We start from the raw sequence: 14900 nt of genomic DNA, 5'->3' as shown, positions 1-14900 counted from the left end.
CAGATGGCAGCTCACAAGGTCGTGCACATCATTACTCGGCTTGATCAAGGGGGTTCTGCTCGGAACACCATGCTGACAGTATTAGGGCAAGATCGCACCCAGTTCGAACCGGTTGTGATCGCAGGTGAAGCGCGCACCTGGGACGCTCAGGGGGGAGTGGCGGCGACCATGGAGAATCTTCGGCTCTTAGAGAAGGAGTCGATTCGTTACTACGTCGTCCCGTCGCTGGTTCGTCACATCAGCCCAGGGTCCGATGTCATTGCACTCTGGAAGCTAGTCTCCCTGTTGCGACAGGAACGGCCCCGCGTCGTGCACACACACACATCTAAGGCAGGAGTGTTGGGACGGTTGGCTGCTTGGATCATGGGGGTTCCGGCGATCGTTCATACTCCGCACGGGCATGTCTTCTACGGCCATTTTGGATCGGTGGCTTCGTGGGTGTTTCTTCAGATCGAACGAGCGTTGGCTAGGATCACCGATTACTTGATTGGGCTCACCACCGCAGAAACACGTGAACATCTTGAGCGGGGTGTAGGACGGGCCGATCGCTTTGCCGTGATTCCAAGCGGGATCGACATCCACCGTTTCAAGAATGCTCGTATGGAAGGACGACTGGTGCCTGATTGGTTCGGTTGTCCACCGGACGCAACAGTCATCGGTTCCGTGGGTTGGCTGACCGATATCAAGGGGCATCGATTCTTAGTCGATGCGGTGGCCCTTTTGCAACACGAGTATCCCCAGCTGCATCTCGTCATTGTCGGCAGCGGCGATCAGCGAGACGCGCTGCTGAATCGGGCGCAGGAGCGTGGAATCAGCCACTGCGTGCATTGTGTCGGTTATCGAGAGGATATCGAGGTTTGTCTGGTAGGCATGGATTGTTTCGTATTGCCGTCGCTCAATGAAGGGATGGGGCGGGCGTTGATCGAAGCGATGGCAGCGGGGCTTCCCGTGATAGCCAGCCGAGTAGGCGGGATTCCCGCTCTCATTGAGGATGGGAAGAACGGCCTCCTTGTTCCCCCGGGAAATGGTGCAGCGTTGGCCGGTGCGATACGGCGTGTACTGAATGATCCCGTGTGGGCAGGTGAGCTTGGAACAAGGGCGATGCAACGCGTCGGAGCGAGCCACGGTATCCCGGCTATGGTCCGAGCCATCGAGTCGGTCTACAGAGAGGCTGCGGTCGGTCATGTGTAACGCCAGCGTTTGGATCATAACCATGCTTTTCACCTGGACGGTCCATCTGACAGCTGCCGTCCCAGGTATTGCCGCCGGGCCGGCACAGGCGCCACTTTCACTACGGGCGGCCATTCACGTGCATAGTACGATGAGCACGGGATTGCTAAATCTGGAATCGTTGGCGAGACGAGCTGAGCAGCAACAGTTGGATGTCTTGATTCTCTCCGAGAACTTTACTCTTCGATACGACTATGGCCTCCATCCGTTGGAAGGGCTTCTTCGCTACCACGTGACATTCCCATCCGTTATGGAATACGGACTACAACGATTCCTCGATGAGGTTCGCGCAGTTCAAGGGCGCCATCCGAATCTGATCATTATTCCAGGAGTCGAGGTGGCTCCGTATTATTATTGGACTGGCTCGCTGTTCCATGGTGATCTCACCATGCACAACGCCCAGCGGAATCTCTTGGTGATTGGCCTGGAAAAGGTCGAAGACTATGAGGATCTTCCTTCACGAGGAAATTCGCTCTCGTTTGTGTGGAGCTGGCGGAGCGTGTTCAATGGGCTCCCGCTTCTCCTCTTGGCTCCAATTGTCTGGTTGTGGAAACCTCAGAGACGGAGATGTGCTGAAGAGATTGTGTCCAAGTGCAGCCGTCGTCACGTTCTTGCCGGGACCTTTCTGGCCATCTTTCTTGTGCTGATGGCCAATGCATGGCCGGTCAGGGTGCCTGCATATAGTTCTTATGATGGCGGAGCCGGATATAGGCCGTATCAAGCCCTGATTGATACGGCAGTCGAACGCGGTGCGCTGGTCTTTTGGTCAATGACGGAGGCTCGAGATTTCAGCCAGCACTCGTTTGGCCCTTTGGGAACGGTCACGATTCAGACAGAGCCTCATCCCGAGGCATTGGTCTTAACGCAGGGCTATACGGGATTTGGGGGACTCTACCAAGACACCAGGCGGGTGGTGACCCCGGGTGGGGTGTGGGACCAGTTGCTGGGATTGCACATGGCAACTGGCCAGGCAGAGTTTCCCATCATGATCGGGGAAGTCGCATTTCATGGAACCAGCGATGCCGGAAAGGACCTCGACCGGGTGTACACCGTCATCAAGACCGCTGAGCGAACTATGGCCGGTATTGTGGCCGCGCTCCGAGACGGTCGAGCCTATGCTGTAGCAAGAGGTGACCAGGACGTCCTGCTTCGGCTTGACGAGTTTCGGGTGTCGAGCGGTGGCAAGTCGGCGGAGATCGGCGAGATACTTGACGGAAGCACCAGTGATGGCATCCTTATTCGTGTTGGGGTTTCGACCATCGATGAAAAACCGTGCGCGGCTCACCTCCGCGTCATTCGATCCGGAAAGGTCATCAAACAAATCGAGGGCCGGACTCCCTTACAGCTGGAACTTGTGGATCGCGAAGCTCGGTATGGGACATGGCTGAACTATCGCGTAGAGGTCGTCGGCAAAAGCGGGGAATTATTGACCAACCCGATCTATGTCACGCCGACAGGCGGTGCAATCCAGAGCAGCCGTCAACGAATAGCCGATGGCTCGGAGCCTGCCGATCAAAACCTAACAGCGGTCGGCTGATCATCTGGAGAGAAGATGCGCGTCACCATTCATCAACCACAGTTCTTGCCCTGGCTTGGGTACCTGGACAAGATCGATCAAGCCGACCTCTTTATCGTGCTGGATACTGTGCAGTTCAAGAAAAATGAGTGGCAAAATCGCAATCGCATTCGGACCGCTCAGGGATGGCAATGGCTGACCGTGCCGGTCCTGCATCATTTTGGTCAGCGCATCGACGAGGTGCGGATTAATCCGACTTCCGAATGGAAGGCTCAACACCTCCGGGCGTTGGAGATGCATTACGCCAAGGCTCCCTACCGGCATCACTATCTAGCCCAGTTGCGGGAGCTCTACTCGGAGCCGTGGACCAAGCTGAGCGATCTCAACAAGGCTGTCGTGCAATGGCTACTCAAGGCCTACGGGATTACCACACCGGTGCAGAACGCATCCGATCATCTGTCCCGTGAAGAGCCGACGGATCGGCTGATCGATCTGTGCCGGGCGGTGGGTGCGACGCAGTACCTCGCCGGGCCAGGGGCCGAGCACTACATGGACACACCACGATTTGAGGCTTCCGGCATTCGACTTGAAATGCAAGCGTTCAAACACCCGATCTATCGCCAGATGTACGAGCCGTTTGAACCGAATCTGTCTGCACTCGACCTGTTGTTGCTACAAGGGGCTGGGGCACTCGCGACGGTACGCGGTGTGCAATCGGGGGCTCGCTATCTGATGACCGCATAGGAGGGACAGGCATGAGGAGCACCGATCTCAAAGAACCAATGCGCATTCTCGCACTGGGGGCGCATCCGGACGATATCGAAGTAGGATGCGGCGGGACATTGATCAAGTATGCTGAGAACGGCCATCGCATTTTTCTCATGGTAATGACACAAGGCGGAGCCGGTGGTCAGACAGCGGTGCGCAAGCAGGAGCAAGAGCGGTCGGCCAAATTACTTCAAGCCGAAGAAGTGTTCTGGGGAGGCTATAAGGATACAGAAGTTCCCCTCGGGCGCGAGCTGATCCAAACCGTCGAAGAGATTGTGCGAAAGATCGAACCGCATTTTATTTTTGTTCATTACCACGATGATACACATCAAGACCATCGGCATTTGGCAATGAGTACAATTACCGCCACACGATACACGAAGAACGTTCTGTTCTATGAAGGGCCGACCACGCAAAATTTTACACCGACGGTCTTTGTGGATATTCAGCAGGCGTTGGATCGAAAAATTCAGTCGTTGGAAGCGCATGCCTCGCAAGTGAAGAAGACGAATATCGAAGGGCTGAGCATTGCGGATCTGGTCAGGTCGTCGGCACATTTTCGCGGTATCCAAGGCCGCGTGCGGACGGCGGAGGGATTTCTCCCTCTGCGATTGTTTATCAACATTGGGGTCTGATCGACGTTCGAACGATGATTCCTCATTCACGACCTTCCATCGAAGCGGACGACATTCGTGCGGCGGTTGAGGTGCTTCAGTCTCGGCAGCTTGCTCAAGGAGGTATCGTCGAGCAGTTTGAGCAAGGAATGGCGGCGTATTTCGGCCTGGCCGGTGGGGTTGCGATGACGTCTGGAACGGCCGCATTGGAGGTCGCCCTTCGAGTATTGGGAATCGGGCCGGGCGATGAGGTGCTCATCCCAAGTTACGTCTGTGCTGCGCCGATGCTGGCAACCGAACGTGTCGGAGCCAGGCCCCGGTTAGTGGACATCGAACTGGAGACATTCAATATCGATCCGTCGGCTGCGCGCGCCGCCGTGACCACGAAGACCAAAGCGTTGATTGTCCCGCATCTGTTCGGTCTGCCTGCCAATCTGACGGCGCTTCAGGAGGTGGGAATTCCCATCATCGAGGACTGTGCGCAAACACTGGGGGCAGCAGAGCAGGGGAGGTCCGTAGGGTCGGTTGGGCTGTTGACCATCTGTTCGTTCTATGCCACGAAGCTGCTCTGCACAGGTGAGGGTGGCATGGTGTTATCGCGGGATGAAGGCTTGTTGGAACGGGCCCGGAGACTCAGAGAGTATGACGAAACACCATCCCTCCGCCCTGGGTCGACAAATTTAAAGATGACGAATCTCCAGGCAGCGATCGGTTTGGCGCAGCTGGGACGGTTAGGGTCTTTCCTTGAGCGACGTAAATGGCTGGCTCATGATTACCGAACGTCGCTGACGAACGCAGAATTGGTTCAGCCGATCGTACCGACCGGGTACACCCATGCCTACTATCGTTTTGTCGTGCGCCTGCCTGGGATGGCAGAGCACATAGACGGACTGAATAAGGTGATCGCTCGATTTGAGGCTCATGGCATCCAATGTCGGAAGCCGGTGTTCCGTTCGCTTCATCGCTATCTTGGATTGGATGGGTTTCCCTCCGCAGAAGAGGCAGAACGGACCGCACTCTCCATCCCACTGTTTCCGGCGATGACCGACGAGGAAGTGGCCCAGGTGCATGTGGCTTTACGGTCGGAGTGGTCATGAAGGCAACCCAATCGGACCTGGCAATTCCGTTTACAGCCACCACCTGGCGCTGGATTACTCCGCTGATTTCCGGCGCGGCGCTAGGCACCGTCGCGCTGGCGATTCCCGCTGTTCGAGACCTCTTCCAGCTTGAGGGCCTCCGGTGGCTCTATATTTTTCTGTTTGCGTTTCTTGGAACCGGAGCCCTGACGCCGTTGATGGTATGGATCGGCCATCACTGGAATCTCGTCGATCAACCGACCGATCGAAAGATTCATGTGACTCCGACTCCGCGACTTGGCGGCATTGCCCTGTATGCCGGCTTCGTCGGATCGATACTCCTCAACTCCATCGTACTTGATTGGATGGTGGCGATTCTGGCGGCTGGATCTCTCCTGCTGGTCATCGGCGTGCTTGACGATATTCGCGAGTTGCCGGCTTCAGTCAAGCTGCTTGGCCAATTGCTGGCGGCCGGAATCGTCATCGCTTCAGGGAAGGCATTGACGCTCTTTCCCGCGGGACTGCCTGGTGACATGGCCAATATCTTTCTGACGCTGCTCTGGATCGTTGGAATTACGAATGCATTCAACTTCTTCGACGGCATGGATGGATTGGCCACCGGTCTTGCCGTTCTGATGGCGGGGTTCATGGGCGTCGTCGCGTTTGAGACGAACCAAGCGGGGCTGGGTTGGCTCGCGATTGCGATGATCGGAGCAGGCCTTGGGTTTCTGCCGTATAATTTTCGAGGGGCAAAACCGGCCGTCATTTTCTTAGGTGACGGCGGATCGACCTTCATTGGATTCACATTGGCCTGTTTGGCCGTGAAGGGAAACTGGGCCGATTCCAGCCCGATTGTCTCCTTCAGCAATCCGCTGCTGATCTTCGGAGTGCTCATCTACGACATGATTCACATCACGGTGGAGCGTATCGTAACCGGAAAGGTCAAATCCGTGAAAGATTGGCTGGACTATGTGGGAAAAGACCATCTACATCATCGTCTGGAGCGCGCTCTTGGCTCGCGTCAGGCCAGTGTCGCCATGATTTTCCTCTTCACGATCTGTCTTGGGCTGGCGGCGCTGGCCCTTCGGCAGGCCGGCACGATGGAGGCGGTGGTCCTGCTCATTCAAGCCGGCTTGATTGCCGCGATGATCACCGTCCTGGAAGTCAGCGGTCGCCGCCTCTAAGGGCTTGCACTCCTTCTGGTTGGATTCTGGCAAGATGGTGGGCGGGGACAGATTGTTCTCCCAATCTACTCCACTCTGTATCAGTCTTGTTTAATCAGATACTCACCAACCGTATACCCGCATACTAACCCAACATCAGTACACAACTCGCTTGTGCTTCAGCCGCTGATGGTTGCTGGATGTGAGCGATTGCACGTGTCCTTGTCTAGTTTGCCTCCGGATTTCTAGCACATCTATAAGTGGGCCTGAGTATTAGGTACAGAGCGGCACACTCGGATCGAGTCAACTCTGCTTAGAATAAACTTGGCCGAAATAAACTAGAAGAATGGTGGAAATACTCTGGAGCCTACACACGAGGCTGCTCGATACAGGATTCCGACAAACTGGCTCTGGTAGCCCCATAGAACAAAAATGATCCTTGGCAGATAGCCAGTGGCGCCTCTACACTCACTTCACTTTATAATTAAGAATAGACACGTGAGTGTTTAAGCTTACTATATCTATTCTTCAGGTCTCTCACACACTGCCAAGGAGTGTGCGTCGATGAGCGAAGCGAAAGCTACGAAGCTGCAGCTAGACCATCTCCCCTCATTTATCATTCCAGGAATCCACGCGCATGAGTGAAATGAAAGACCAGCCAATTGCGGTGCTCCGCACTGCTGTGCCTGTGGGTGAGATTTCGAACCTCAGCTTGGTGGACAGCATCAATGTGGCCAGGGAACTTGTATCCGGGATGCCTTGGAACCTCCTGAATTGCATCGATCGAAAAAGAAGCAAACGTTTCTGCGGTGGCAAGGTTGCAGCTTCGGGATTTGGGATGGAAAGGAAAGCGGCATGAGTAACCAAAAGGCAATGCTTCTCACACTCGCCGTTCTCGGAGTGTTACTGGCGTGTCTGAGCGGCGGTGTCGAAGCCGGTCTCTTCGGTTTTGGCGGAGATAGCTGGCAGGAAGAAGTGCTGTTGCATGACGGAACCAAGATGGTTGTCACCCGCTCGCAAACGTATGGGGGGCGGCGCGAAGTTGGCCAGCCGCCACCGATCAAAGAGCACACGATTGCCTTCACACCGCCAGGGTTGGATAAGCGCATCACCTGGACCAGCGAATATGGAGACGAACTTGGGCGGACTAACTTTTATTTGCTGGCTGTGCACGTACTGAGCGGAACATCCTACATTGTTGCGGAACCGAACCTGTGTCTCTCGTACAACAAATGGGGTCGGCCCAATCCGCCCTATGTGTTCTTCAGGTATGACGGAAAATCCTGGCAGCGTATTTCACTTGAAGCCCTTCCTGCCGAGTTTCAATCCATCAATGTGGCTCTCGACATTCTTGGACGTGAAGTAGAGAACTTGGTGAGACTTGGTATTGTCTCGTCAGAGCAGATCAAAGAATTGAACCGTCATGTAATCAGACCGGAATACAAAAGCATTCTGCGGGAGACGGTAAAGCCAGGGACAGCTGGATCATCGGTCAATTGCGAAGAGATGATTCACTATAAATGTGGATGGGGCGCGCCGGGCGAATTCAATAAGAAATACTTTGAACGTACTTGCAAGTAAACCAATTGTACGAGAGGAACTAAATCATGGCAACGACTCTTGAGTACGCATTATTGGCGGGCGTTTCATATCGTTCAACGCGAACCCAAGTAAATCGCTTTTCAGCACCAACAGGGTGGAGTGAAATTCAGAATTCACATCGAAATTTGAACGATAGTGGCTTTGAAGCCATCTCCTTCCAAAGTGGCAACGACATCGTGCTCTCCTTTGCCGGCACCGATCCGACCGATCTGTTAGGCGATATCGCAGCGAATATCGGGTTGGCCGCTGGGGTGGGCTCCGTGCAGCTTTTGCAGGCGGCCGAATACTATCTGCAAGTTCAGGCGGCGAATCCCAACGCCACCATTACGTTTACGGGCCACAGTTTGGGCGGAGGGTTGGCGGCCCTGATGGGTGTGTTCTTCGGCGAACAGGCGGTGACCTTCGATCAAGCACCATTCGCCAACTTCGCAGAACTGAGCCTAATACCACCGGATGTGGCGGCGAATCTGAAAGCAAGCTTGCTTGCCAGTGGCTATACGAAAGCTGACCTCGCGCTAGTATTCAGCTTGGGAAGGAGTGCGACATGAGTGCCTGTTTCTTCCTGGTCCGGATTGTTGCCGCCGTCTGTTTAATGTCGGTCTGGGGGATAACTATGAGCGCATGTGCGACGGTATTTACGTGGAAGGAAGAAGTGTTGTTGCATGATGGCAGCACGATTATTGTGGAACGATCCGACACCTATGACTCCAGTCTGCCGCATCAAATTAATCAAGGTGCCCCTCTGGCCGAACATACCACGGCGTTCAGTATTCCTGGTGTCAATCGGACGGTGATCTGGAAGAGTAATAATCGTCCCTCGCCAGATGCTGATAATCTCCACTTGCTGGCGCTCGACTTTCTTGATGGCGTGCCATATGTGGCGACATTGCCATCAAGATGCCTTAGTGTCGAAAAATGGAATCGGCCAAATCCGCCGTATGTGTTTTTTAAGTATCTGGATGGATGAAAGCCTATTTCTCTGAGTGAATTTCCGGAGAAGTTCAAGATTAACCTGATAGTCTTTTCGCTACAGCATAAGCCATATAAGAAAAAAGTGATGGCGGAGAGCCATATTCACGGATTTGTGCGCGCGCAAACCGTCGCAGAACTGAACAGAGAGCCTGGAGCGAGCAAGGAATTTTACGTTCTCCTTCGCGAGCCAATTGAAGACCGAGGTACCTGTCCTGAACCTACAGGGGCAGATGGGTTACCTGTCAAAAAGCGATCCGGTGCCGTGCCTTATGGCTCCGTCAAGTAGAGCGAAGGCACAAGATAGCGTCCAATCGAAATATTAACAAAAGAGGGTAATGAAGATGATCACAGATCTCCAATATGCGTTGATGGCGGGACGGGCCTATCAATCAACTCTCAACCCCAGTGGTATTAACTTCTTTCCCGTCCCAACAGGTTGGACGGAATCCTTTCATGTGCCAAATAGCCCTGTCTTCACACCCTCATCCAGTGGTTTTGAAGCGGTCTCGTTTAGTAGGGGAACTGGAGCAGACGAGGAAATCGTCATCTCCTATGCCGGGACCGATGGGCTATTTACTGTCGACAATTTTGCCAATTTGGGTTTGGCTACAGGATTTGGCGCTGCTCAACTCAATGATGCTGCCAGGTACTATCTACAAGTTCGTCAAGAGCATCCCGATGCCACCATTACCTTTACGGGACACAGCCTCGGTGGCGGTTTAGCAGCATTGATGGGTGTGTTTTTTGGTGAACGGGCCGTGACCTTTGACCAGGCCCCGTTTGCCAAATCTGCGGAACTAAGTGCCGTGCGTCCAGACGTTGCCGCAAACCTGAAGAACTACCTGCTTGGTCAAGGTTACAGCGAGGGTGATCTGTCAAGACTCACTAATTTTATGCAAGAGCGACAAGTTATTGGTGGAATTCCGAATACTGACCTCATAAAGGCGTTTTCTGTGACCGGGGAGTTCGTCTCATCCACTGCACCATTTAATACCTTTAGTGCGATCGGCACAGCAATTCCCTTAATGCACGGCCCCGCTGATTGGTTCGGTTCAAGTTTTGATTTGCACGCACAGTCCTTGCTCACGACTTTCATCCAAAACGACCAGTTCCGCCAAGTCACGTCCAAGTTGACGGATTTGTTGGCGATGGTTTTTGATGGCAATTTATACAAGTTTTCAACAGCCTCAAATTCAGGCCAAGAAAATTTTCTTGAGCGCCTAGTTCGCCACGAAAACGGAAATGCTCCCGGTGTAACCACAGCCGATGCCATGCTCACTCGCTTCACCAACGATCTCTGGAAGCTGGCGCAGGATGGTGGGTTGACGATGGCGGATGATTCCTTTGCATCGGTGAAACTGGTCAGCCAGACCCTCATCGCCTTTGCCATGCAGATGTATTACGAGAATACGGCCCATGCCACGACGGCGACGAAGGAATTGTTCACGGGCATAACGGGTGGGATCCAATTCGACCGTGAGGATGTCTCCAGCACGCTGACGACGACCAAGGGCTACGACCTCTACTTCCAGACCTATCTCGCCAACAGCTTTACCGCCAGCGATCGGGACCGGATCGAATCCTTACTGCCAGCATTGCGCGATTGGTACGTACAGGCAGGAGCGGGCGGCATGAATGCGACCGATACGCAGAATCACGGCGCGTTCATGCTGGGTGGGCGTGGCGCTGATTCACTGACTGGTGGTACAGGTGCCGATCTGCTGGTGGGGAATACGGGGTTCTATCGTCTCACGGGTGGGGTTGGAACCGATACATTGCTGGGCGGGGCGGGCTTCGACCGCTATTACTGGAGCACCGGGGATGGACACGACCGGATTGAGGACGCCGATGCCACGGGAGCGATTTTTGTCAACGGCCGGATGCTGGTGGGGGGCGTGAAGAAGTCCGGGCATACTGATTGGGAAAGCGCAGATGGCACGATCACGTACCAGCTGGCAGGGGGCGATCTCGTCGTGAAGCTGAATGGTACGCAGATCCTGACCGTCAACGAGAACTTTGAAAGTGATGAGAGCAATGATCCGCTGATGAATAGCGGAAGTCGGACCGAAGGGGCGACCCCCTCGAAAGAGATATGTACAACAGTAGAAAGTAATTATTATAACGTAGGTGTAAGTACAACACAGTGCTCTCGTAAGAATGGATAATTCACGAAGCTGCAGCTAGGCCATCTCCCCTCATTTATCATTCCAGGAATCCACGCATGAGTGAAATGAAAGACCAGCCAATTGCGGTGCTCCGCGCTGCTGTGCCTGTGGGTGAGATTTCGAACGTCACTTTGGTGGACAGCATCAATATGGCCGGGGAACTCTTATCCGGGATGCCTTGGAACTTCCTGAATCGCATCGATTGGAAAAGAAGCAAACGTTTCTGCGGTGGCAATGTTGCAGCTTCGGGATTTCGGAGGGAAAGGAAAGCAGCTTGAGTAGCCGACAGCGTGTGAGACGAATTGTTCAAACGATTGGCCTGGTGGTGTTTGCGGGTGTGAGCGGAAGTGTCGAGGCTGGTCTTTTCGGCTTTGGCGGAGACAGTTGGCGAGAGGAGGTGCTGCTCCATGACGGCAGCAAGATGGTCATCACACGTTCACAAACCTATGGTGGGAGCCGCGAAATCGGCCAGCCATCGCCGATCAAGGAACATACCATTACCTTCACGCCGCCGGGGTCGGCCAAGCGTATCACCTGGACCAGCGAATATGGGGAAGACCTCGGGCGCACCAATTTTCACTTATTGGCCGTACATGTTTTGAATGGAACGCCCTACATCGTTGCGGAACCAAACTTGTGTCTCTCGTACAACAAGTGGGGCCGACCCAATCCGCCCTATGTGTTCTTCAAGTACAACGGCAAAGCTTGGCAGCGTATTCCACTTGCAGATGTTCCTGTCGAATTCATTACCATGAACGTGGCGATTAGCTTGGATTCACGATATGTCAAAGAGATGGTCCACCTGCATGTCGTGTCAGCGGAGCACGTTCGGCAACGCAATCATGAGATTCCCGAGCCTGAATACCAAACGATCCTGCGAGAACCGGTGAAGGAGCATGGGCAAAGCCAGTGTGGCGAAATGGTTGATACCGGAAAAGGTAGGTGGATTGGGTTGGGGTGGTTTAAGAGACAGGCTTCACTCAGTGCTTGTGAGAAGTATTGTGAAAAGAGGAACGTGCCGAAGGAGCGATGTCCCTGTGCCACGTTGTTTAAGGAAAAGGGAGAGTAACCATGGTGACGGAACTTGAATATGCATTGATGGCTGGTCGGGCGTATCAGTCCACTCGTGCCGAAAAGAATTGGTTCCCGGTCCTAAGTGGTTATGGCTGGTTAGAGCCTCCAGAAGAAAGGGAAAGAGATCAAGTCACTGGCTTTGAAGCTGGGTATTTTCAGCGCGGCAATGAGATCGTGATCTCCTTCGCAGGCACCAACCCTAACGACGGCATCCTACCGCCGGGTCCAGACAACACGGCCAATATCTTGCTTGCCTCCGGTATAGGCTCTGTGCAGTTGTTACAGGCGGCCGAATACTATCTGCGAGTTCAGGCGGCTAATCCTGGCGCCACCATTACGTTCACAGGTCATAGCCTCGGTGGCGGGTTGGCGGCCCTCATGGGTGTGTTCTTCGGCAAACAGGCGGTGACCTTCGATCAAGCACCATTCGCCAACTCGGCGACGCCAAGCCTGTTCCCAAATGTCGCCGAGACACTCCTCTCCGATCTGCTTACCCGTGGTTACAGCGTAACGGCCTTGGCCGGACTGACCGACTTTCTGCAACGCCGTGCGGTCAGTGGCGGAATTCCAAACGCTGACCTGGTGAGCAGCATCAACGTGCAAGGGGAATTTCTCGCTGGGGTGCCCTGGAATGTCCTGGCGAACCGCATTGGTCTGCCAACCTATCTCCCGACTGATGCTCCGGGCGTGTCCGGGGGCGATCTGCATTCGCATGCGTTGCTGACCGCATTTCTCCAGAGTATGCAGACCTCCGTGTCAGGACAGACGTTAAACGGCGTCACTGCCAAACTCACCGATCTGATGGGGATGATCTTTTCAAGCGGCTTGTTTGCGCATCCGACCACTGACCCTCAGAATCGAAACTTCCTCGAGCGTCTGGTCCAGAATGAACAGGGCAACGCGATGGTGACGCGGTTCACCAAGGATCTGTGGAAACTGGCCCACGATGGGGGACTGACGATGGCGGATGGTCCGACGCCTGCTACGAATTTGGTCAGCAAGACGTTGATCGCTTTTGCCATGCAGCTGTACTACCAGGACACCGTTAATGCCACGAACGCGAGTAAGGAACTGTTCACCGATCTTGCCACGGCAGACATTGGTAGTGGCGGCGTCCACTTTGATCGGGCCGATGTGGCCACCACGCTCGGCGACGCCAAGGGCTACACCCTGTACTTTGAGAACTATCTCAACTCATCCGCTTTTACCAATACCGATCGCCAGCTGATTCAGTCGCTACTGCCCACGCTGCGGGACTGGTATGTACAGGCGGTTAGGGGTGGGATGGATGCAACCGACACCCAGAACCGCGGGGCATTCATGGTGGGTGGCCGGGGGGTCGATACGCTGACCGGAGGCACCCAGACCGATCTGCTGGTAGGCAATGCTGGTGCTGACACACTGGATGGCGGTGGGGGCAATGACACCTTACTCGGCGGAACAGGCTTCGACACCTATTACTATTCGACGGGCGATGGGAACGATCGGATTGAGGACGCCGATGCCACGGGAGCGATTTTCGTCAACGGCCGGATGCTCGTGGGGGGCGTGAAGAAGGCGGGACACACGGATTGGGAAAGCGCAGATGGCACGATCAAATACGAGCTGTCAGGGGGCGATCTCGTCGTGAAGCTGAACGGCACGCAGATCCTGACCGTTAACGAGAACTTTGAAAGCGGGCAGTTCGGGATTCAGTTATTTGAGGGGCCGGAGACGCCGTCGTATGACAATGGGTGGGATACCAGACGATACTATTGGGAAACCGGGTTGGAACCAGATGGTCCGGTCTCCGATTATCCCACCGAAAATCTCGTCAACATTCTCCTATATGGTTCGGAATATGTGGACAATATTCTCGCCGTCAGTGACATGGACGGGAACGATCGAGTCTATGGGTATGGCGGGGGTGACCACATTGTAGCGGGTTTCGGGCACGATCGGGTCTATGGAGGAGACGGCCCTGATTGGATTGTCGGTGGCATCCGCGACTATTGGGTCGAAAACGTCGATACGTTGGATGGCGATGATTATTTGGATGGAGAAAATGGGAATGATAGCCTCTCCGGCCTCGCGGGCAATGACCGCCTATTTGGTAGTGCGGGAAACGACACGCTCATGGGTGACAGCGATACGTCGGTTCCTTTTTATGTGGTGCCTTCAGGGGGAGACGACTTCCTTGATGGAGGAATCGGGAGGGACTTCCTTTATGGCGATTATGGCGCGGATGTGCTCATTGGGGGTGACGACAACGATGTCCTTCGAGGCGACTATATCATTCATTATCAAGTTCCTGGTCCAGGAGTGCCCCAGTACTTGAAGGTCCCGGTCCCCTTCGATGTCACCAGGGCGCAGAACGACTTCCTGGATGGCGGTGCCGGGGACGATGAGCTGTATGGCGATGGGGGTGATGACACGCTCATGGGGGGTGCTAGAAACGACGTCCTCGTCGGCGATTACAAACGAGAATTTTATGTGGGAAGCGGGTGGACAGACGATGGCATCTATCAAATGGGGGACCCGTGGACCGACGAGGCGGTCCTGGAAGAGTTTGGTCACGATGTGCTGGAGGGGGGCGATGGTGACGACGTGCTCTATGGGCAGCGCGGCGATGACGTTCTCGCCGGTGGTGCCGACAACGACATCCTGTTTGGTGATGTGGGGGCTGATACATTGTTTGGCAACGAGGGAGACGACCTGCTCTATGGCGATACCGATGGGTC

At 54.6% G+C, this 14900-nt stretch carries 13 protein-coding genes and 5 pseudogenes; all 18 read left to right on the top strand.

Annotation, left to right across the window (positions count from 1 at the left end):
• Positions 1 to 3 precede the first annotated feature (3 nt).
• The 18 genes and pseudogenes from H8K04_10040 to H8K04_09955 all read left to right on the top strand — a co-directional run bounded on the left by H8K04_10040 (position 4) and on the right by H8K04_09955 (position 14892).
• Positions 4 to 1191: a glycosyltransferase family 4 protein gene (locus H8K04_10040; protein UVT14210.1), complete on the top strand. Its 1188-nt coding sequence runs from the start codon at positions 4 to 6 to the stop codon at positions 1189 to 1191.
• Between the two features lie 22 nt (positions 1192 to 1213).
• Positions 1214 to 2767: a hypothetical protein gene (locus tag H8K04_10035; GenBank protein UVT14209.1), complete on the top strand. Its 1554-nt coding sequence runs from the start codon at positions 1214 to 1216 to the stop codon at positions 2765 to 2767.
• Between the two features lie 15 nt (positions 2768 to 2782).
• On the top strand, positions 2783 to 3490 hold the full coding sequence (locus tag H8K04_10030) for a WbqC family protein (protein UVT14208.1): 708 nt from the start codon (positions 2783 to 2785) through the stop codon (positions 3488 to 3490).
• Between the two features lie 11 nt (positions 3491 to 3501).
• Entirely contained in the window at positions 3502 to 4149 is a 648-nt protein-coding gene (locus H8K04_10025) for a PIG-L family deacetylase (protein ID UVT14207.1), read from the top strand.
• Positions 4150 to 4163: 14 nt separating this feature from the next.
• Positions 4164 to 5225, top strand: a complete 1062-nt coding sequence (locus H8K04_10020) for a DegT/DnrJ/EryC1/StrS family aminotransferase (GenBank protein ID UVT14206.1) — start codon at positions 4164 to 4166, stop codon at positions 5223 to 5225.
• Positions 5222 to 6388 carry an undecaprenyl/decaprenyl-phosphate alpha-N-acetylglucosaminyl 1-phosphate transferase gene (locus H8K04_10015; GenBank protein ID UVT14205.1) on the top strand — a complete coding sequence of 389 codons (1167 nt, stop codon included), beginning with the start codon at positions 5222 to 5224 and terminating at the stop codon, positions 6386 to 6388. The genes H8K04_10020 and H8K04_10015 overlap by 4 nt, the downstream gene beginning before the upstream one ends.
• A gap of 616 nt (positions 6389 to 7004) precedes the next feature.
• Positions 7005 to 7226, top strand: a complete 222-nt coding sequence (locus tag H8K04_10010; GenBank protein ID UVT14204.1) for a hypothetical protein — start codon at positions 7005 to 7007, stop codon at positions 7224 to 7226.
• Positions 7223 to 7948, top strand: coding sequence for a hypothetical protein (locus H8K04_10005; protein ID UVT14203.1), 726 nt, complete (start codon positions 7223 to 7225; stop codon positions 7946 to 7948). Before H8K04_10010 ends, H8K04_10005 begins: the two co-directional genes overlap by 4 nt.
• Positions 7949 to 7974: 26 nt before the next feature.
• The gene (locus H8K04_10000) at positions 7975 to 8517 is read left to right on the top strand and encodes a DUF2974 domain-containing protein (GenBank protein UVT14202.1); all 543 of its coding nucleotides are present in this window, start codon (positions 7975 to 7977) and stop codon (positions 8515 to 8517) included.
• Positions 8514 to 8936 (top strand): hypothetical protein, encoded by a 423-nt coding sequence (locus H8K04_09995; GenBank protein UVT14201.1) that lies wholly within the window; start codon positions 8514 to 8516, stop codon positions 8934 to 8936. The genes H8K04_10000 and H8K04_09995 overlap by 4 nt, the downstream gene beginning before the upstream one ends.
• A gap of 346 nt (positions 8937 to 9282) precedes the next feature.
• Complete coding sequence (locus tag H8K04_09990; GenBank protein ID UVT14200.1) at positions 9283 to 11106, top strand: DUF2974 domain-containing protein; 1824 nt, start codon at positions 9283 to 9285, stop codon at positions 11104 to 11106.
• A gap of 56 nt (positions 11107 to 11162) precedes the next feature.
• Positions 11163 to 11384 (top strand): hypothetical protein, encoded by a 222-nt coding sequence (locus H8K04_09985; protein UVT14199.1) that lies wholly within the window; start codon positions 11163 to 11165, stop codon positions 11382 to 11384.
• A gap of 59 nt (positions 11385 to 11443) precedes the next feature.
• Complete coding sequence (locus H8K04_09980) at positions 11444 to 12175, top strand: hypothetical protein (protein ID UVT17939.1); 732 nt, start codon at positions 11444 to 11446, stop codon at positions 12173 to 12175.
• Between the two features lie 2 nt (positions 12176 to 12177).
• A pseudogene (locus H8K04_09975) lies at positions 12178 to 12582 on the top strand (hypothetical protein).
• Positions 12559 to 13638 (top strand): annotated as a pseudogene (locus tag H8K04_09970) (hypothetical protein). The pseudogenes H8K04_09975 and H8K04_09970 overlap by 24 nt, the downstream one beginning before the upstream one ends.
• 75 nt (positions 13639 to 13713) lie before the next feature.
• Positions 13714 to 14151 (top strand): annotated as a pseudogene (locus H8K04_09965) (hypothetical protein).
• 177 nt (positions 14152 to 14328) lie between these two features.
• Positions 14329 to 14625 (top strand): annotated as a pseudogene (locus H8K04_09960) (hypothetical protein).
• A pseudogene (locus H8K04_09955) lies at positions 14599 to 14892 on the top strand (hypothetical protein). Before H8K04_09960 ends, H8K04_09955 begins: the two co-directional pseudogenes overlap by 27 nt.
• The last annotated feature ends 8 nt before the right edge of the window (positions 14893 to 14900 follow it).

This window comes from Nitrospira sp. (assembly GCA_024760525.1).
Lineage (GTDB): Bacteria > Nitrospirota > Nitrospiria > Nitrospirales > Nitrospiraceae > Nitrospira_D.
This window is presented reverse-complemented; position numbering and strand designations above follow the sequence as displayed.